Source organism: Thiomicrorhabdus sp. (assembly GCF_041583835.1).
GTDB lineage: Bacteria > Pseudomonadota > Gammaproteobacteria > Thiomicrospirales > Thiomicrospiraceae > Thiomicrorhabdus.
This window is the reverse complement of sequence record NZ_JBFHFC010000007.1, coordinates 96,443-116,086: the sequence shown is the minus strand read 5'-3', so window position 1 is coordinate 116,086 and position 19,644 is coordinate 96,443. Positions and strand designations below refer to the sequence as shown.

Below are 19,644 nucleotides of genomic sequence, written 5' to 3'. Positions count from 1 at the left end.
TCATGTTGATCTATTTAACCGAATACCTCCAACAATACATTTCAGGATTTGGTGTATTCAGTTACATAACCATGCGCGCGATTATGAGCGTGTTGACGGCACTGGTGATTTCATTTTTGATCGGCCCGAGCCTCATCCGCTGGTTGACCCGTTTGAAGGTCGGTCAGAGTATTCGTCTGGACGGTCCGCAAACGCACTTGATTAAATCCGGTACGCCGACGATGGGCGGGACCATGATTTTGTTCTCGATTTCATTGTCGGTATTGATGTGGGGTAATTTATCTAACCATTATTTACTAGTGGTGACGTTCTCTATGTTGGGATTCGGTGTGATCGGTTTTATCGACGATTACAAGAAAGTGGTCTACAAAGACCCGAACGGTATGCGTGCCCGTACTAAATATCTATGGCAATCGATTATCGGTTTGATTACCGCTTATACGTTATTCAGTTTGGCGACGGTGCCGGCTGAAACCCAGTTGTTGATTCCGTATATGAAAGACACGGTCATCGAACTGGGTGCCTGGACGATTCTTTTAAGTTATTTTGTGATTGTAGGAACCTCTAATGCGGTGAACCTGACGGACGGTTTGGATGGTTTGGCGATTATGCCGACCGTCATGATTTCCGGGGCGCTAGGGGTCTTTGCCTATCTATCGGGGCATGTTTATTTTGCGGATTATTTGAACATTCCCTATATTCCGGGAGTGGGTGAATTAACGATTCTGGCCGCGGCGTTGGTTGGCGCCGGATTAGGTTTCCTGTGGTTTAATGCTCACCCGGCACAGGTGTTTATGGGGGATGTAGGTTCCTTGGCGATCGGCGCCGCTTTAGGCGGGATGGCGATTGCGGTTAAACAGGAGTTGGTGCTGTTTGTCATGGGTGGGATTTTCGTGGCGGAAACGCTGTCGGTGATTTTGCAGGTAGGGTCTTTCAAGTTACGCGGCAAGCGTATTTTCTTGATGGCGCCGTTACATCATCATTTTGAACAAAAAGGTTGGCACGAATCTCAAGTGATTGTGCGTTTTTGGGTTATTACCATTATTTTGGTTTTAATCGGTTTGGCCAGTTTGAAAATTCGATAGAGATGTCGGTGACAAAGGTCGCAAAGATATTCGATTAGTTGGCTTGTAGAAGATAGGAAAACAGATAAAAGATGTATTTAGTCGCTGGTTTAGGCATTACCGGACAGTCGGTTTTAAGATATTTTCAGGCGCAGGGTGAGCAATGTTTTGCTTACGATACCCGGGAAGAATTGGATGTGTCCAAGTTGGCCCGACAGTTTCCCGAAGTGGAATTCGCCACGGGCAATTTACCGACCTCATGGATCGGACAGTTTGATACGATCATTTTGAGTCCGGGTATCGGTCAGTCCGAGCCGTGGGTCAGTAATTTGCGAAAAATCGGCAAACAAGTGATCGGCGATGTGGAGTTGTTTGCACGAGTGGTCAGTGTACCGGTTGTCGGGATTACCGGTTCTAACGGCAAAAGTACGGTTACGACCTTGACCGGTCAGGCGTTGCAAGCGGGCGGTTATAAGGTGGCTGTGGGCGGTAACCTGGGCGAACCGGTTCTGGATCTATTGATGGACGAGAACGAATATGATCTTTACGTTCTGGAGCTTTCCAGTTTTCAACTTGAGACGACCTATTCCTTGCAAACCGTTGCTTCGACGGTGTTGAATATTTCCGAAGACCACATGGATCGTTACGATGGATTGGAGGACTATATCCAGGCTAAAACCAAGTTGTTTGAAACCACCGAACTTGCCGTATTGCCGGAAGGTTTCAGCGAACAGGGTGTGATTCATCATTGTCCGGTAGTACATTTCGGAATTTCACCGGAATTCATTCAATCCGAGAACGATTACGGCGTCCGAATTGAAAACGGACAGGCCTGGCTGGCTCGCGGCGAGACGCCATTGGTGAAAGTCGAAGAGATGGCGTTGCAAGGTAAGCATCATCTGTTGAACGCGTTGGCGATGATTGCGTTGTGTCAGCCGTTTAATTTGCCGGTTGAGGTGTTTCGAGACGTTTTGAAGGAATTTAAGGGGTTACCACACCGTACTCAGCTAGTGGTTAATTTCCGTGACGTCGAATGGATCAACGACTCTAAGGGAACCAATGTCGGCGCGACTTTGACGGCTATCGAGAGTATCGGGCAGCAGGCATACCAGCATAACGGTAAGGTGATTCTTCTCGCAGGCGGCGTCGGTAAAGAAGCCGATTTCAGTCCGTTGCAACCGGGGGTACATCAATATTGCCGAGAGGTCATTTTGTTCGGGCGCGACCGTGATCAGATTGCCGAAGTGCTGCCTAATGAAAAAGTCCGCTTGGTTTCGACTTTGAAAGAAGCGGTGGAACTGGCGGGACAGATCGCACAACCTTATGATTGTGTCTTACTTTCACCTGCTTGCGCCAGTTTCGATCAGTTTGCGAATTATGTCGAGCGCGGTTTGGCGTTTGAGCGTTATGTGGGCGAGCTGATCGCTTCACAGGAGCAGGCTTAAGCATGTTGCAACGGTGGCGTGAACGCAGTCAGCAATGGCCGGTTGATTTTTGGCTATTAGGGTTGTTGATTACCCTGGCTGTGATCGGTTTGACAATGGTGGCTTCCAGTTCCGTCGCAATCAGTGAAAAGCGCTTCGGTGATACCAGTCACTATTTCATACGCCAGTTCATCTCGATGGGGCTTGGACTGAGCGCCGCCTATATACTATTTCAGGTACCGCTTTCCTTCTGGGAAAAACACCGCGGAAAATTATTTCTGTTTGCCTTGCTATTATTGGTGATGGTGCTGGTTTTCGGTCGCGAGATTAACGGTAGTAAACGTTGGTTGCCGTTGGTGATTATGAATTTCCAGCCTTCCGAATTTATGAAATTGGTGATTGTGGTGTTTATGGCGGGGTATTTGAATCGCCATGCTTCCGCAGTTAAAGAGAGTTTCGAAGCGGTTATCCGTCTGGCCTTACCATTCGGGATTATGGCGATTTTATTGCTGATGGAACCCGATTACGGCAGTACCTTTGTTATCGCAGTGATGATCACCGGCATGCTGCTGATTGCCGGCGCGCCGTGGCGTTACTTTGTGTTGACGGTATTGCCGATGGCCAGTTTGTTGGCCGTGTTGGTTATCATTTCGCCTTACCGAATGGCACGTGTCAGTAGCTTTTTGGATCCTTGGCAGGATCCCTTCGGCAGCGGTTATCAATTAACTCAGGCATTAATCGCTTTAGGTCGTGGTGAATGGACCGGTGTCGGTTTGGGCGGTAGTGTCCAGAAGTTGCTTTTCCTGCCGGATGCGCATACGGATTTTCTGTTCTCAATCTATGCCGAAGAGTTCGGTCTGCTCGGCGTCGCTTTCCTCATTACACTTTATCTTTTCATTCTCTTTCGACTGTTTCGTATCGGTCGTAAAGCATTGGATAAAGACAACTTCTTCGGCGGTATGATCGCTTACGGTATTGGGATTTGGATTATTTTGCAGGCGATGATCAATATGGGGGTAAACCTCGGCGCCTTCCCGACTAAAGGGCTGACTTTGCCGTTTATGAGTTACGGTGGGAGCAGTGTTTTATTATTGATTTCGGCAATGGCGTTGGTGTTTAGGGTGGATTACGAAACTCGGCGTGCATTACCGGCTGAAAAATCTGCTCAAACGAATTCGGATGACAAGGAGTCGTCGTGAGTGCCGCAAAGATGAATAAGGTATTGATTATGGCTGGCGGTACCGGCGGTCATGTGTTTCCCGGTATCGCAATTGCCCATGCCTTGCAGCAGCAAGGGGTGGAAGTCTGTTGGTTGGGAACCGAAGGCGGAATGGAGGCTGAGTGGGTGGTTCAGGCCGGCATCCCATTCGATACGATTTCCATTAAAGGGCTACGAGGCAACGGCTTGATTGGTTGGTTAAAAGCGCCGATCAATGTGACTCGAGCTTGGTGGCAGGCACGTCGAATCATGCGTCGTCAAAAGCCCGATCTGGTCTTGGGTATGGGTGGTTTCGTTTGCGGCCCGGGCGGTTTGGCAGCCAAGTCTTTGGGGATTAAATTGGTGCTGCATGAGCAAAATGCGATTCCGGGAATGACCAATAAGTTACTGACGCCATTGGCCGACAAAGTGATTGCCGCTTTTCCGCAAACGGTATTACGCGGTGAGCATGTCGAAACCATCGGCAATCCGGTTAGAGAGGGGTTGGAGGACATCGAAGTCGTCAAGCCGAAAGCACAGTGTCATCTATTGGTATTGGGCGGAAGTCGCGGCGCTTTGGCATTGAACGAAACCCTGCCGAAAGCATTGGCGTTGCTGAGCGAAGAAACGCGGCCGACAGTGACGCACCAGACGGGGAAGAAGACATTGCAAGAGGCGCAAAAAGCTTATCAAATGGCCGGCGTCGAAGCGGAAGTGGTACCGTTTATTCACGATATGAATCAAGCTTATGCGTCTGCAGATATGGTGCTAAGCCGTTCCGGTGCTTTAACCGTCAGTGAGTTGATGGCGACCGCACGGCCCGCGATTATGGTGCCGTATCCGCATGCCGTGGACGATCATCAGACCGCTAACGCACAGGCGTTGGTGGACTTGGGCGGCGGTGTTGTCATTCAGCAGTCGGAATTGACGCCCGAGCGTTTGGCAGAAGTTTTAAGAGAATGGTGTGGTCATTCGGATAAGCGGGTTTCGGCCTCAATGGCGATTCGTGGCGGCGCGCATACGCAGGCGACGGAAAAAATTACACGGATTTTGATGGCCTTGATCGCCGGACGTTAGAATTTCATCGAAACCGCGGAATCGATCTCACGCCGGGCGCGAATTAACCAATGGGGCAAAGTAAAATGGAAGGTTTGAAAAACAAACGCATTTTAATCACCGGCGCGTCCAGCGGTATCGGTGCCGGGATGGCAAAAGTACTGGCTCGTAAAGGGTGTCGTTTGGTGTTGCATTACAATGCTAATTCAAAGGGAATTCAGAAAACCTTTTCCGATGTTTTGGCTTTGGGGGGCGCGGCGGAAATAGTTCAGTGCGATTTTCGAAATTTAGAAGGATTGTCCGAATTTTTTAAGCAGGCTTGGGCGGTCTTCAACGGTTTGGACGGTTTGGTCAATAATGCCGGAATCGTGACCAAAAGCACTTCTGTCGACGATCCGTTCGGACGGCAATTTGCCGATACTTTGACAGTGAATCTGCAAGCACCTTACCAGTTAAGTACCGCGTTTGCCCAGGCGTGTATGGCCGCCGGGCAGCCGGGCGCAATTGTTAATAACAGCAGTATTCACGGCCAAGCCACCTGTGAGTGGTTTTCGGCTTATGCCGCTTCCAAGGCCGGGTTGGATGCAATTACCAAAGTTCAGGCGGCTGAGTGGGGCCAGTACGGAATACGTGTCAACGGTTTGGCACCGGGCGTTGTTCCGGTTGAACGTACCGAGTCGATTTTAACGACGCCGGAAATGACTCGGAAATGGTGTGAACGAATGCCGGCCGGGCGTTACGGTACGACCGAGGAGATGGGTGAGGCGACGGCTTACCTGCTTTCCGATGCGGCAGGCTGGATGACGGGGTCCGTACTTACGGTCGACGGTGGTTTGATCGCCCGAGGCAACTATCCGGTGCGATGAGCCGATTTATGAGTTCCGGCCGTTGTCGATCTGGCAGCGGCTTTTTTATATCCCCCTTTTTCTATTCCGTGTCTTTTAGTTGCCGTAGGTTTTGTTGGCATCTAACTTGCTAAGTGAAGGCTAGATATTTGAACTGTCAAAAAATAGTGAAGTGAAGAATTATGCGTTCGTTTTTACAGAATCTTACAATTAAGCAGAAAATGCGGTTTGGCTTTGGTGTCATCTGGACGGTGTTAGCGATTATTACGCTACAAGCCGTCGTGAATTTGTATTTGGTTCGACAGAATGTATCCGTAGTGGTCAATGAAAAGCAGCCGGTGGCGATTGGCGCATCCGAACTGGCTTTGGCTTTAGAAAAAAGCATGAATTCTCTAAGTCTGTATATGTCGACTCACGACCAGTCGCTACTGGAAATGTATCAGCAGGGCTTTATTCGTGTTTCGACGGAAGTGGAGCAAACCAAACGTAAGGTTCAAAATAGCGAAAATCCCGATCAAAACTTATTGAAATCGTACGCTTTGATTCAGTCGAATCTAAATCAGCTGCCGGATTTGGTTTCACAGCTCGAATCTTTACAGGAAGACCGCAGTAAAAAGTTTCCGGCGTTTCAGTATCTGAACCAGAACATGCTGAGTTTGGCGAACAATATGCAAAACGAGATCAATATCATGATTTCATCCGAGCTGTCGTCATTGGAGCAAGAGCGTCAAGGTGTGGTAACGGATTTATTGAATCTGCAAAAAAGCTGGTTGAGTGTGATTTCTAACGTTCGCGGCTACGTGGCGTTCAGAACCGACTCGATGGCCGAGTTGACCGAAAGTTATCTGGACACGACGGAACAGACTATCAACCGTTTGCGCAGTCAGGATAAAGTTGAATTGACTCTGGAAGAGGAGACCGGCCTGGATAAGGTTTGGGAAAGTTACCAGGCTTACCGCGAACATTTCATGCAATTGAAAGCCATTCATCAAGGTGAAAAGTGGCGTATGGATACTTGGTTGATGAAGAACCAGATTGAGCCGATTTTCCATACGTTGGATTTGGAGTTGGGTGCGATTGCGAAAGCGGCTACCCAAGAGATGGTCGACGTCAGCGATTCCGTGGTTGATTCCAGTTTTTATAATATTGTTTTTGTGTTGTCGGTTTCCATCATCGGGCAAATTATCGGCATGATGGTGTCTAGTCGAGTCACCCGTTCCGTTGTCACTCCGATTCAGCAGGCGACGGCCGCGATGAAAGCGATTGCCGAAGAGGATGGCGATTTGACTCAGCGTTTGCCGGTTATCGGCAAAGATGAACTGGCGGATCTGTCAAATTACTTCAATCAGTTCATTGAAAAAATTCAGGTGATGTTGAAAGAGGTTTCGAACACCATCGAGGAGTTGGAAGTTTCTTCCAAGGGATTGTTGGAAATTACTCATGAAACTAAATCGGGTACGCAGCAACAATTGGAATCGTCCCGTCAGTTGTCTGCGGTGATGATCGATATGACGAATAAGGCAAAAAGCGTCGAGGATCATTCCCATAATACTTCCAGAGCGACGCAACAAGCGGCGTCTCGTGTCAAAGAAGGCGGCGAGTTGGTCAAAAGTACCGCAAGCGAAATTCAACACTTGTCTGAAGGCATGAAAGCGATGACCGAAGCCGTGTCGCTGTTAAGAGAAGACAGCGAACAGATCGGTACGGTGGTGAACGTTATTCGTGAAATCGCCGAGCAGACCAATTTGTTATCGTTGAATGCGGCGATTGAAGCGGCACGTGCCGGTGAACACGGCCGCGGGTTTGCCGTGGTGGCGGACGAGGTTAGAGGTCTGGCGCAAAGAACACAGGAATCGACGCTTAAAATCGAGAAAATCATCGATAAGATTCGTCAGGCGACAATGTCAACCGTAGTGATGGTTCAGCAAAGCCAGGCGGCAACGGCTGCAAGTTGCGACGCGGTTTATACCTCTGAGCGCGCATTGAGTCCGGTGACTATTTTAATGGACGATATTAATAAAATGAGCGAGCAGATGTTTTCAGCGGCACACTCCCAAAGCGAACTGGCTCAAGAGATTAACCGTAACATTACCCAAATTTATGAAGTGACCGAAAAAGCGGCGTTAGGCGCTCAAAATACCGAATCGGCAGGTCATAATATGCAAGCGTTGGCGGATAAGCTGGAAACTCTGGTTCACCAGTTTAAAATTTGATTTTAATGGGTTTGTTAAAAGCATAAAAAGCCAATGAATTCGCCGGTTTTAGTGAATGGATTGGCTTTGGTTTAAAAGTGGAACATTGAACTAGCAGTATTGCTATTTCTGATACCTGTCTCTTCTGTTATGATGCTCAGAATTAAAAAAATGACTGAGACTTCCTATGTGGCAATATCCTAATATCGACCCAGTAGCACTGGATTTAGGTTTCTTTAAAATCCACTGGTACGGCTTGATGTATCTGCTTGCATTCCTTCTTGGTTGGGGGTACGGCGTTTGGCGAGCCCGTCGGCGCGAAGGGTGGAACTCCGAAAAGGTCGGTGATCTTTTATTCTATATCGCCATGGGGGTAATCCTGGGCGGACGCATCGGTTATATTCTCTTTTACGATCTGGCTTACTATATAGAGCATCCATTGAGCGTGTTGCAGGTTTGGCATGGCGGTATGTCGTTCCATGGCGGCCTAATCGGTGTTTCTTTGGCCATGTGGTTATACGCGCGTAAGATCAAATTGCCGCTATTCGAAGTAGCGGATTTTGTCGCGCCTCTGATTCCAATCGGTTTATTTACTGGACGTATCGGTAATTTCATTAATGGCGAACTTTGGGGGAAAGTCACCGATTCGCCGTTGGGAATGGCGGTTTACGATACGAACCTACACCAGGTCGTACACAAGTATCCTACTCAACTTTTGGAAGCCTTGTTGGAAGGCGTTGTATTATTCGTTCTATTGGCTTTCTATTCCAATAAGCCGCGTCCTGCAGGTTCGGTGGCCGGTTTATTCCTGATTGGATATGGTGTATTCCGCTTTATTGTCGAATTCTATCGGGTACCGGACGTTCAATTAGGTTATCTCGCTTGGGGCTGGTTAACGATGGGACAGGTTTTGTCACTGCCGATGATTGTGGTCGGGGCCGGTTTGATGATTTGGTCTTATCGAAAGGCCGGTAAAAGAGTTGCTTCGATAAATTAAATAAAAGAATGAATTGGTATGAAACAGTATTTAGAATTGCTCAATCACATAATTGAACAGGGAACGGATAAAGGAGACCGAACCGGGACGGGGACACGTTCGGTATTCGGTTATCAGATGCGATTTGATTTGCAGCAAGGGTTTCCTTTAGTTACGACTAAAAAGCTGCATTTGCGTTCGATTATTCATGAGTTGTTGTGGTTTTTGTCGGGTGATACCAATATTCAATATCTTAAGGATAACGGCGTAAGAATCTGGGATGAATGGGCGACTGAAGAGGGCGACTTGGGACCTTTGTACGGTAAGCAGTGGGTTGCATGGCAAACTCCCGGCGGCGATACGATCAACCAGATAGCCGAAGTAATCGAAATCCTCAAGACCAATCCGAACAGCCGCCGTATGATCGTTTCTGCATGGAACCCGGCCGATCTGCCGGATGAAAGCAAAAGTCCGCAGGAAAACGTCAAGGACGGCAAAATGGCATTGGCTGCTTGTCATGCCTTCTTTCAGTTTTACGTCGCCGACGGCAAGTTGTCCTGTCAACTTTATCAGCGCAGCGCGGATACTTTCTTAGGCGTGCCTTTCAATATCGCCAGTTATGCCTTATTGGTTCATATGGTCGCCCAGCAAACCGGTTATGAAGTCGGCGACTTTGTGTGGACGGGGGGGGACGTTCATCTTTACAACAACACCTTGGAGCAAGCCAAGATCCAGCTGGAGCGTGAACCTTACTCGTTGCCTAAGTTGCAGATCAAACGCAAGCCGGAAAGTATTTTCGATTATCAATTCGATGATTTTGAAATTGTCGATTATCAAGCTCATCCTCATATTAAGGCGTTGGTATCGGTATGAGAATTGCTATGATTGCGGCGATGGCCAAGAATCGCGTTATCGGTTTGGATAACGATATGCCTTGGCATTTGCCGGACGATTTAAAATTCTTTAAAGCTAAGACGACTGGAAAACCCGTGATCATGGGACGTAAAACGTTTGAATCGATCGGTTCCCGTCCTTTACCGAATCGCCCGAATGTCGTAATCAGCCGGAATGTCGATCTTCAATTGGATGGCGTCTCTGTTTTTCATTCCGTGGACGAGGCTTTAGAGGCTTTCAAAACAGAGGAAGAGGTGATCATCATGGGGGGAGGTCAGTTGTATCAGCAGATGTTGCCTCGTGCCGATCGTCTTTATTTGACGTTGATCGATGCCCAAATCGACGGAGATACCTTATTCCCCGATTGGACGCAGTTCAATTGGAAGCAAGTGGAAATTCAGCCGCATTCGGCAGATGAACGGCACGCTTATGCATTTGAGTTTATAACTTTGGACAGAGTGTAGCCAAAAAACAATTGATAACCATACTAATTCTATTGCTATAGAATTCATAACTAATCCTAATGCAAACTTTGGCAACAACAGCAGTTAACGTAGTAACACAAAAGGTTCAATTATGACAATTAAGATCCGGATGATCATCGGAATTGTAGGCGCTATTTTCTTCTTATTGGCTAGCAACCTTGTCACTCAGTATTTAATCAATGAAACTAATCAGACCATGGACCGGATCATTAAGGTCAACGGTGTCAAACTCGCATTATTGAACGATCTAAAAAGCGTATCCGACGAACGTGCGGTTCAGCAACGAAATTTGGTTCTGGTCGAAGAACCCGAGCAGAAAGCGGAAGTTAAGCAGCAGTTAAAAGACAGTGCTACAAAAATATTTAATATTTTCGAAGCCATGAATAATATGAATCTCGACCCGAAAGAAACCGAGTTGTATGAGGCATTGAAAGCTAATGTTTCCAGTGCAAATGCGGTTTTCGGGAGTTTTATGTTGGCAGTCGATGAAGAGTTTACCGAAGAAGCGGTTTCAATCTTGATGAATGAATTTCAGGTTAAATACCAGGGCTTTACTGAAATTGTGGATGCTTTGAAAGCGTATGAAGTCGAGCAGAACGATCAAGTAATAGAAAGTCTTTTTAACAGTCAGGAAAAAGGCGCGGTTTTAATCTGGTCGTGGTTGGCCATCAGTGTGGTTTTATTCAGCATCGTGGGATGGTTAGTGGCGCGAAGCTTCCTTAAACCGATTAATGCGATTGCGGATACGGTCGACAAAATTGCAAAAACCGGCGACCTTAATCATCGCGTTAAAGTAAATGGCAAGGACGAGTTAGCCCAGATTTCCGAAGCAATGAATACCTTGTTTGATCGTATGAATCGCGCGATTGCCGATGTCGTCGGTGTTATGCAGGAAGTTTCGGACGGACGTTTCGAGCGCCGTGTCGAAGTCGGTAAACACGGTCAATTCCTACAGTTGAAAGAAGGCGTGAATCAGTCGATTGATCAAATCAATGTCATGATGGGTATGCTTCAACAGACGGCGGTTAACTTCCGTTCCGGAAAACTTCAGGTTGCAGTTGATGATTCGGTGGAGTTGAAAGGCAGTTTCTCCAAGGTTATTCAGGATTTCACTCAATCGGCGGAACTGATCAAGATTACGGTGGATTCCATTGCAGAAACTTTAGATGCGCTTTCTCAAGGTGACTTCTCGGTTCGTTCGGATGTAGATGCCAGCGGTGATTTTGTCGCTTTAAAAGAATCGATTAATGTAACGTTGAGTGATTTGCAACGCTTCGTGGAAGAAGTCGCGTACGTGCAAGGCGAAATGAGTAAAGGCGATCTCACTCATAAGGTTGATGGCGTCTATCAAGGTAAGATGGCCGAGTTGAAAGAATATATGAACGAATCGGTTTCCAACATCGCCTTGATGGTCGGAAGGGTTGGTGTTATTGCAGGCGATGTTGCCGATGGTGCCGGTGAGATTGCACGTGGTAACGAAAGTGTTTCCAGTCGAATTCACGAACAGGCGGCCGCTTTGGAGGAAACTTCTGCGACCATGGAGCAAATGACTTCGACGGTTCGTCAGAACGCCGAAAACGCTCAGCAGGTTAATGCCGTGACCAAGCAGGTTCAGGAGCAGCTGGCCGGTGGTCTGGTGACGATGCAGGATGCCTTGTCTTCAATGTCTAAAATGACGGAAGCCAGTCAAAAAATCAGCGATATTATTACATTGATTGATGCGATCGCTTTCCAAACCAATTTATTGGCCTTGAATGCGGCGGTTGAAGCTGCACGTGCTGGTGAACACGGTCGCGGCTTCGCGGTAGTGGCTTCCGAAGTCAGAAATCTGGCCGGTAAGTCGGCCGAAGCGGCCGGCGATATTAAAAAGCTCATCGAAAACAGCGTTAAGGTCAGTGATACGACCGGTTACTATGTTCAGCAAACCAGCGATGTCATGACGCAAGTAAATGATAGTTTGCAGACTGTCGGTAAAATGATGTCCGAGATCAGTCAGGCGAGTGCCGAGCAAGCGCAAGGTATCGAGCAGGTCAATATGACGGTTGTTTCTATGGATCAGTTGACGCAGGACAATGCGGTTGTGGTTCAGAATGCGGCAAGAGGCAGTACCGAATTGCTTGGAGAGGCCGAAATGTTGCGCGAACAGGTTTCAAGCTTTGTAGTGGATGTGGAGTTACCGAAGCAAAAGCAGCGCTTGATGCAGATCGAAGAGAAGAGGGAAGAAGGTTGATCGAGATGGTTGTCTGATTTTTTTGTCTGATGCCAAATCCAAACGTTGCGTTGGATGTAATTTTAAAAAGCCCCGTTAGTTCGGGGCTTTTTTTATTAACAGCATTAAGAAAATAATGGTGGCGACCAGAACGATGGCCGGACCGGTTGGGATATCCCAAGCCATCGAACTCGCCAATCCGAAGATAACGGAAACGATGCCGAGAAGCATACTGAACAGCAGCATCGCTTCCGGAGTCGTCGAGAATCGTCTAGCCGCAGCCGCCGGAATAATCAGCAGCGACGTTACAAGCAATACGCCGACGATCTTCATCGAAAGGGCGATCATTAGAGCCAAAAGCAGAACATATTGAAGTTGAATCGATTTAACCTTTATGCCTTCAACCTGTGCCAGTTCGGGGTTTAGGGTGATGTTCAGCAGATCGCGCCAATGGAAAAGATAGAAGATCAAAGTAATCAGGCCGACAAGGGATATCAGGATCAAGTCGGTTGACGTGACGCTGAGGATGTCACCGAATAGATAGCCCATGACATCGATTTGTACGGTATTCTGCAGACTGAGTAAGGTGAGGCCAAATGCCAGACTGCTGTGGGCGAGAATCCCTAATAAGGTGTCTGACGAGAGTTGAGTGTGTTGTGCTAATTGATGGATGCCGTAAGCGATGATTAGGGCGAACAGGATTACGCTGATACTCAGGTCCATTTCCAGAAACAGTCCCAGACTCACGCCGAGTAAGGCCGAGTGAGCCAGTGTGGCTCCAAAATAGGATTGACGTTGCCAAACCATGAATACGCCTAACGGAGCCGAGATGATCGCGATACCTAAGCCGCCGAGTAGGGCGAAGATTAAAAAGTCGGGAAACCATTCCATCTAATTTATTTCCTTGTCGCTTGCTGGGTGTGTGTGATGGTGATGGCCATGTGCCATGTCACATTGGTCGTGATTGTGATGATGTTCGTAAACGGCAAATTCGCTGCTGCCTTGACCGAAAATCGCGATGAATTCAGGTGTTTGAGTGACGGTCTGCGGGGTGCCCGAACAGCAAAGGTGTTGGTTGAGACACAATACTTGGTCGGTGTTTTTCATAACGATATGCAAATCGTGACTGACCATTAATATTCCGATATTGCGGCGCTTACGCAGTTCGTTGATGAAGTGGTAAAGCTCGGTTTGGCCTTGCAGGTCGACCCCTTGGACCGGTTCGTCCAAGACGAGTAGATCGGGTTCGCGGATCAGGGCGCGAGCAAGAAGAATGCGTTGCATTTGTCCGCCTGAGACCTTTTGAATCGGCTGTTCCAGCAAGTGTCGAATATTGAGTTCATCGATCACTTCTTGTATCTCTGTGGTATCATGCGCGCTGAAATTGAAGAAGTTTTTCCAACGACTCTCGGAGGCGTTCTGTTTTGGTCGCCCGAGGTTTAAAAAATGTTTGACTGTCATCGGAAGCGTCGGATCGATTTGAATTTTTTGCGGCATGAAACCAATCTTCAAATCGGTTTTTTTGGTGACTTTTCCGGAAGACGGTTTAAGCAGGTCTAACAGGATTTTTAATAGTGTGGATTTTCCGGCTCCATTCGGACCGATCAGAGTGACGATTTCCCCGGAATGAATTTCCAGCGACACATCGTTTAATACTTCGGTTTGCGCGAATTTATGGGAAATGTGTTCGGCTTTGATTAATAAAGGCATAAGTAAGTTCGTTATTCAAGAATAACCCTATTTTATAGGCAATTTAATCGGGATGCGTAATTTAATCGGCATTGAGTGACTATGATGAAACAAATAATTCGAAATCTATTCGGCGGAATATTTTTATTGTCGATGACATCGGTTTACGCTGCACAAATAACCGTCAGTATTCCTCCTTTGGCCGGCATTGTTTCTCCTCTGTTGGATGATGAGGACGAATTGCATGTTCTTTTGAAACCCGGCGTTTCGCCTCACGGATTTCAGTTGAAACCTTCGCATTTATTGGCTTTGAAAAAGAGCGATTTGGCGATCGCGGTCGGTACGCCGGTGGACGCATGGTTGGATAAGGCGTTGACCCACTATGAAAATACCGTAATTAAGTTGAGTGAGTTGGAAGGGGTTAAAACTCTACCGGCTCGCCAGGGCGGATTGTGGGAAAAGAGCGGCCATAGCCATGGTGACGAGCAAGACGTGCATGCTCAGCACGATGAAGTTGATAGTCACGAAAAAGGGCATCAAGACGAACACGAAGACGAACACGAGCAATTGCGGAATGACGGTCATTTATGGCTTTCGATCGACAATGTTCGTCTGTTAATTTCGGAAACCAGTCGACAACTTCAAATTCTGAAGCCGAATAAAGCAAAGCAAATCCAGCAGAGGGCGGCGGCTTGGTTACAGCGTTTGGAGAACGTTGATGGTGAGATTGCCGCTCAATTGAAGCCGGTAAAGAATCAACCTTTCGTTGTCCTGCACGATGCTTATCAGTATTTTGAAAAACATTATGGGTTAAACGGGGTCGGTTCGATTCGCTTAAACCCGGAAATCGCGCCTAGCTTGAAGCGGGTTCAAGCGGTTAGGGAAAGAATTCAGCAGCAAGGTATCCGTTGCGTGTTCAAGGAACCTCAGTTTCCCGCTAAAAGAATTTCCGCCGTCGTTTCAGGTTTGGATGTGAAAGTCGGCAGTTTGGATCCAATGGGAGTTTACAGTGCCGACGGAACCCGGATTGAATCGGAATATAAAACGTATGACCAGCTGTTGACTCGTTTGGCGAATGCGATGAGCGATTGTCTGGCGGCGGCTGCAGAATAGTTATGAGTTGTGAATTGATGCATGCAACGGTCTCTTTGCTTGGCTTGCCGGGCTCGGGAAAGCAGCGTTTAAAACAAGCGTTGGTCGAACAGTTGGGTTGTAAGCCGGAAAATATTCATCCCTCTTCGGATATTTTGCCGTCGGACCGGTCTGAGGATTTCGATCAGACCTGGTGTGTGATCGATGTGCGTTCAGGGTTGCAGTCGAATCACGATCCTTTGGCCGTTAAACAGTTGGAATCCTTGGTGAGTGCCGCCGATGGCGTGGTATTCAATTTTATGGAGGCGTCGGAGTTGGACGATCAGCTGTTTTGGGGTCGATGGGTTAAACAGCGTTATCCGGATAAACCGATCATGCGCTTTCTAAACCGACAAATACCAAAAGGATGGTGCGGGTTTGAGGCGGTGGCCGATAAGACTGAAAAGCCAGCCGCTTTTTCCGCATTGGCCGCGAGCGATAAGGCGTTGCAGTCGTTCAAGTTTGATGTCGGCCGGGTTTGTCTGGACCATCTTTTGATGGGGTTGGACAATTCAAGACAAAACTTGGGAATGCAGATCTGGCGAGTTCAAGCGGTAGTCGATACTGTTGAGTACGAAAACCGAGTGGCAGTTGAGGCGACTCCGTTTCGATGGGATACGTTTGCAGCAATTCCCGAGGCGGAATCGGGTTGGATCAAAATTGAAGGAATCGATTTGAACGAGGCTTGGTTAAAGGAAATTATTCAAGCGAGTATGTTGGTTTCTTAACCATTTGAAATGTAAGGTAAAATAGTTGGTTGTTTTGGGCGTTTATCGGTCTGAATGTGGACATTTAGGTAATAACCAACTAAAATGCTCTGAATTAAAGTTTAGGTGAACAAATTCGATGTTAGAAGCACAAGTGACACAAGAAGAGACCCAGTACCAAGAGATTAATGACTTGTTAAGCAAGAACAAGCATTATAAGGAAGGGTTTGTGACAACCACGGCGGTTGAAACCTTTGAAAAAGGTTTGAATGAAGCTGTGGTTCGTGCCATTTCGGCTAAAAAAAATGAGCCTCAATGGATGCTCGATTTTCGCCTTAAGGCGTTTCAACATTGGCAGACGCTTGATGAACCGCATTGGGCGAAAGCGGAATACGAGCCTTTAGACTATCAGGACTATAGCTACTATTCCGCTCCTGAATGCGGTGCGTGCGACGGCAGTTGCAGTACCGACGAAGAGGAGACGATTGATCCGGAAGTGGCGAAGGCTTTTGCCGCGCTAGGCGTGCCTATTCAAGGTGAAGACGCTAACGTCGCGGTAGATGCAATTTTCGATTCGATTTCGGTTTCTACGACCAAAAGAGAAGAGCTTGCTAAGTTGGGCATTATTTTCTGTTCGTTTTCCGAAGCCGTGCAGGACTATCCTGAATTGGTTCAAAAATATTTGGGTACGGTGGTTCCGTATCATGACAACTATTTTGCGGCATTGAACTCTGCGGTTGCTTCCGACGGAACGTTTGTTTACATTCCAGAGGGGGTCAGAAGCCCAATCGACCTTTCAACTTATTTCCGTATTAACGAAGCCAAAACCGGGCAGTTTGAGAGAACGATCCTGATTGCCGAGAAGGGCAGTTACGTCAGCTACCTGGAAGGTTGTTCTGCGCCTGTGCGCGATACCTATCAGTTGCATGCCGCTGTGGTTGAAGTCATTGTGCATGAAGATGCGGAAGTCAAATATTCAACCGTACAGAACTGGTATCCGGGGGACGAAGACTGTGAAGGCGGTATTTTGAATTTCGTGACCAAGCGCGGAATCTGCGAAGGTAAAAATTCAAAATTGTCTTGGACTCAGGCTGAAACGGGATCTGCGATTACCTGGAAGTATCCGAGTTGTGTCCTAAAAGGGGACAACTCGATCGGGGAATTCTATTCCGTCGCCTTAACGAACCGTCGTCAGCAGGCGGATACCGGAACCAAGATGATTCATATCGGTAAGAATACTCGTAGCACGATCATTTCTAAGGGATTGTCGGCCGGTAAAAGCGATAACACTTATCGAGGTTTGGTTAAAATCGCCCCTTCAGCCGAAGGCGCACGTAACTTCACCCAATGTGATTCGATGTTGATCGGAGATCAATGTGGAGCACATACTTTCCCTTATATCGAGGTCGAGAATTCAACCGCTCAGGTCGAACATGAAGCGACCACTTCGAGAATCGGTGAAGATCAATTGTTCTATTGCAAACAGCGTGGAATCAGCGAACAAGATGCGATTTCCATGATCGTAAACGGTTTTTGTAAAGAGGTGTTCAGCGAATTGCCGCTGGAGTTCGCTCAAGAAGCCGAAGAGTTATTGGCGATCAGTTTGGAAGGTTCCGTCGGTTAATTGACGACATCGGCAGCCGAAAAGAATTATCAGTATTTAATCAAAAGAATTTAAAAATCATGTTATTAAAAGTCGAAAATCTGCAAGCGCAAATCGAAGAAAAACAGATCCTGAAAGGATTGAACCTAGAAGTAAAACCGGGCGAAGTACATGCGATCATGGGGCCTAACGGTTCCGGGAAAAGTACTTTTGCAAGTGTATTGGCCGGACGTGAAGACTACGAAGTCACGGCTGGTTCGGTTGAGTTCGAAGGCCAAGATCTGTTAGAAATGGACACGGAAGATCGAGCTAGAAAAGGGGTTTTCTTGGCTTTCCAATATCCGGTGGAAATTCCCGGCGTCAGCAACAAGTTGTTTATGCAAACTGCGGTTAATGCCGTGCGTGAAGAAAAAGGTTTACCGCCTTTCGATATGTTCGATTTCGACGAATATGCGCAAGAAAAAATCGAATTGTTGAACATGCGTCCGGATTTGCTGGAGCGTTCGGTTAACGTTGGTTTCTCCGGTGGTGAGAAGAAGCGTAACGATATTTTTCAGATGGCTTTGTTAGAGCCTAAATTATGCATCTTGGACGAGACCGATTCCGGTTTGGATATCGACGCATTGCGTGTGGTTGCTAACGGCGTCAATGCACTGCGTTCGGAGGAAAGAAGTTTTATCGTTGTTACTCACTATCAGCGTTTGTTGGATTACATCAAACCTGATCATGTGCACGTTCTGTATAACGGCCGCATCGTAAAATCCGGCGGCTTCGAGCTGGTACATGAGTTGGAGGAGAACGGTTATGACGACATTATCCAGCAGTACCAGGGAGAATAAGCCATTGGTTAAGAAGTTCTCACCTGTCGTTAAGGCTGCGATGGAGCACTATGCGCAGCTGTCTGATGATTTGAACAAGGCGTGCGAGCATGCCAATGTCGTTGCCTTGCGCCAGCAGGCAAAACAGACGTTTATGCAGCAAGGTTTTCCGACCCGTCGCGATGAAGACTGGGGTTACACCAAGCTGACCGATTTTGTACAAACCCATTTCCGTATTGAAGGTCTAAGCCAGATCTCTTTAGGCGATATTCAGCCTTTTCTGCCTTCGTATCCTGCGACTCGCATTGTGATGGTTGACGGTTGGTTCAGCGAAAACTTATCTGACGATCTTTCTTCCCTGCCTAAAGGGGTGTCGGTTGAATCCATGAATGACATTTTGGATATTCCGGAATCGGCGGAAAAGTTGATCGGGCCGCAGGCTGAAATCGAGAAAGAGCCTTTTGGCATTCTAAATACGATGTTGCTTTCAGACGGTTATTTTTTACAGGTTTCCAGAAATACGGCTGTCGAGATTCCCATTTTCGTATTGCATGTGCAGACTCAAAATCAGCATGTTTCCAATTTGCGTAATCGCATTATCGTCGAGCAGAATGCCGAACTGACCTTGATTGAATCTTATGTTAGTTTGACGGCAGGACAGGATGAAGCGTTTAGCGGATTGACGAATGTCGTAAGCGAGATTGAAGTGGCGGAAGAGGCTCGTTTCAAGCAGGTTGTCTTTCAGGGGCAGGCGGAGAAGAGTTATTATTTCGGTAACCAGTTTGTTTCCCAGGGTGCTCGCAGTATGTTCAATACGTTATATGCGGCAACCGGGAGCTTGACTTCACGCCATCAGAACCACTTACAGATGAACGGCGAGCATATTGAAAGTACTCAGAACAGCGCATGTTACGCAAGCGGTCAGCAGACTATGGATTCCCGTACTTATACCGAACACAATCAAGTGAACGGTGTAAGCCGTCAGTTGCATAAGTATGTGTTGGACGGTTCGGCGGTCGGTGTGTTTAACGGCATGATCAAAGTGGCGCAAGCGGCACAGAAAACAGACGGTCAGATGGATAATAAAAACTTGTTATTGTCTAACACGGCGCAGATGGACACAAAGCCGCAATTGGAAATTTACGCCGACGACGTGAAATGTTCCCATGGTTCGGCTACCGGTCAAATCAACAAGGATCAGGTGTTCTATTTGCAGGCGCGCGGCATCACCAAACCTCAGGCGATCCGCATGATCACCGAAGCGTTTTTGTTGGAACCTCTGGAAGAGGTGGGTAATCCGGATATCAAGGCTTGGGTTGCTTCAAGCTTGTCGCAAAAGTTAAACGGATAACG

At 47.5% G+C, this 19,644-nt stretch carries 17 protein-coding genes; 15 read left to right on the top strand and 2 right to left on the bottom strand.

Annotation, left to right across the window (positions count from 1 at the left end; all coding sequences use genetic code 11):
- Window positions 1-2: 2 nt before the first annotated feature.
- The 10 genes from mraY (at window position 3) to ABY044_RS05800 (ending at window position 12,364) form a co-directional block, all read left to right on the top strand.
- Window positions 3-1,085 carry a phospho-N-acetylmuramoyl-pentapeptide-transferase gene (mraY, locus tag ABY044_RS05845; RefSeq protein ID WP_373019124.1) on the top strand — a complete coding sequence of 361 codons (1,083 nt, stop codon included), beginning with the start codon at window positions 3-5 and terminating at the stop codon, window positions 1,083-1,085.
- A 71-nt stretch (window positions 1,086-1,156) separates the two neighbouring features.
- The gene (gene murD, locus ABY044_RS05840) at window positions 1,157-2,509 is read left to right on the top strand and encodes a UDP-N-acetylmuramoyl-L-alanine--D-glutamate ligase (protein WP_373019122.1); all 1,353 of its coding nucleotides are present in this window, start codon (window positions 1,157-1,159) and stop codon (window positions 2,507-2,509) included.
- A 2-nt stretch (window positions 2,510-2,511) separates the two neighbouring features.
- Complete coding sequence (gene ftsW / locus ABY044_RS05835; RefSeq protein WP_373019120.1) at window positions 2,512-3,687, top strand: putative lipid II flippase FtsW; 1,176 nt, start codon at window positions 2,512-2,514, stop codon at window positions 3,685-3,687.
- Window positions 3,684-4,763: an undecaprenyldiphospho-muramoylpentapeptide beta-N-acetylglucosaminyltransferase gene (gene murG / locus ABY044_RS05830; RefSeq protein ID WP_373019118.1), complete on the top strand. Its 1,080-nt coding sequence runs from the start codon at window positions 3,684-3,686 to the stop codon at window positions 4,761-4,763. The genes ftsW and murG overlap by 4 nt, the downstream gene beginning before the upstream one ends.
- A 50-nt stretch (window positions 4,764-4,813) precedes the next feature.
- On the top strand, window positions 4,814-5,608 hold the full coding sequence (locus ABY044_RS05825; protein WP_373019116.1) for an SDR family NAD(P)-dependent oxidoreductase: 795 nt from the start codon (window positions 4,814-4,816) through the stop codon (window positions 5,606-5,608).
- A gap of 161 nt (window positions 5,609-5,769) precedes the next feature.
- Window positions 5,770-7,800 carry a methyl-accepting chemotaxis protein gene (locus ABY044_RS05820; protein WP_373019114.1) on the top strand — a complete coding sequence of 677 codons (2,031 nt, stop codon included), beginning with the start codon at window positions 5,770-5,772 and terminating at the stop codon, window positions 7,798-7,800.
- 166 nt (window positions 7,801-7,966) lie between these two features.
- On the top strand, window positions 7,967-8,776 hold the full coding sequence (gene lgt / locus ABY044_RS05815; RefSeq protein WP_373019112.1) for a prolipoprotein diacylglyceryl transferase: 810 nt from the start codon (window positions 7,967-7,969) through the stop codon (window positions 8,774-8,776).
- 18 nt (window positions 8,777-8,794) lie between these two features.
- Window positions 8,795-9,628, top strand: a complete 834-nt coding sequence (locus tag ABY044_RS05810; RefSeq protein WP_373019110.1) for a thymidylate synthase — start codon at window positions 8,795-8,797, stop codon at window positions 9,626-9,628.
- On the top strand, window positions 9,625-10,113 hold the full coding sequence (gene folA / locus ABY044_RS05805; RefSeq protein WP_373019108.1) for a type 3 dihydrofolate reductase: 489 nt from the start codon (window positions 9,625-9,627) through the stop codon (window positions 10,111-10,113). Before ABY044_RS05810 ends, folA begins: the two co-directional genes overlap by 4 nt.
- A gap of 112 nt (window positions 10,114-10,225) precedes the next feature.
- Window positions 10,226-12,364, top strand: a complete 2,139-nt coding sequence (locus ABY044_RS05800) for a methyl-accepting chemotaxis protein (RefSeq protein WP_373019106.1) — start codon at window positions 10,226-10,228, stop codon at window positions 12,362-12,364.
- A 75-nt stretch (window positions 12,365-12,439) separates the two neighbouring features.
- On the opposite strand, the gene ABY044_RS05795 is transcribed toward ABY044_RS05800, so the two are convergent.
- Together ABY044_RS05795 and ABY044_RS05790 are read right to left on the bottom strand one after the other, a co-directional pair.
- Window positions 12,440-13,234 carry an iron chelate uptake ABC transporter family permease subunit gene (locus ABY044_RS05795; protein ID WP_373019104.1) on the bottom strand — a complete coding sequence of 265 codons (795 nt, stop codon included), beginning with the start codon at window positions 13,232-13,234 and terminating at the stop codon, window positions 12,440-12,442.
- The gene (locus ABY044_RS05790) at window positions 13,235-14,053 is read right to left on the bottom strand and encodes an ATP-binding cassette domain-containing protein (RefSeq protein ID WP_373019102.1); all 819 of its coding nucleotides are present in this window, start codon (window positions 14,051-14,053) and stop codon (window positions 13,235-13,237) included.
- A gap of 81 nt (window positions 14,054-14,134) precedes the next feature.
- On the opposite strand from ABY044_RS05790, the gene ABY044_RS05785 reads away from it, so the two are divergent.
- From ABY044_RS05785 to sufD, 5 genes are all read left to right on the top strand, one after another.
- Window positions 14,135-15,145 (top strand): zinc ABC transporter substrate-binding protein, encoded by a 1,011-nt coding sequence (locus ABY044_RS05785; RefSeq protein WP_373019100.1) that lies wholly within the window; start codon window positions 14,135-14,137, stop codon window positions 15,143-15,145.
- Window positions 15,146-15,147: 2 nt separating this feature from the next.
- Entirely contained in the window at window positions 15,148-15,891 is a 744-nt protein-coding gene (locus ABY044_RS05780) for a hypothetical protein (protein WP_373019098.1), read from the top strand.
- Between the two features lie 118 nt (window positions 15,892-16,009).
- On the top strand, window positions 16,010-17,494 hold the full coding sequence (sufB, locus tag ABY044_RS05775; RefSeq protein ID WP_373019096.1) for a Fe-S cluster assembly protein SufB: 1,485 nt from the start codon (window positions 16,010-16,012) through the stop codon (window positions 17,492-17,494).
- A gap of 59 nt (window positions 17,495-17,553) precedes the next feature.
- On the top strand, window positions 17,554-18,312 hold the full coding sequence (gene sufC, locus ABY044_RS05770) for a Fe-S cluster assembly ATPase SufC (protein ID WP_373019094.1): 759 nt from the start codon (window positions 17,554-17,556) through the stop codon (window positions 18,310-18,312).
- Window positions 18,278-19,642 (top strand): Fe-S cluster assembly protein SufD, encoded by a 1,365-nt coding sequence (sufD, locus tag ABY044_RS05765; RefSeq protein ID WP_373019092.1) that lies wholly within the window; start codon window positions 18,278-18,280, stop codon window positions 19,640-19,642. Before sufC ends, sufD begins: the two co-directional genes overlap by 35 nt.
- Window positions 19,643-19,644 lie beyond the last annotated feature (2 nt).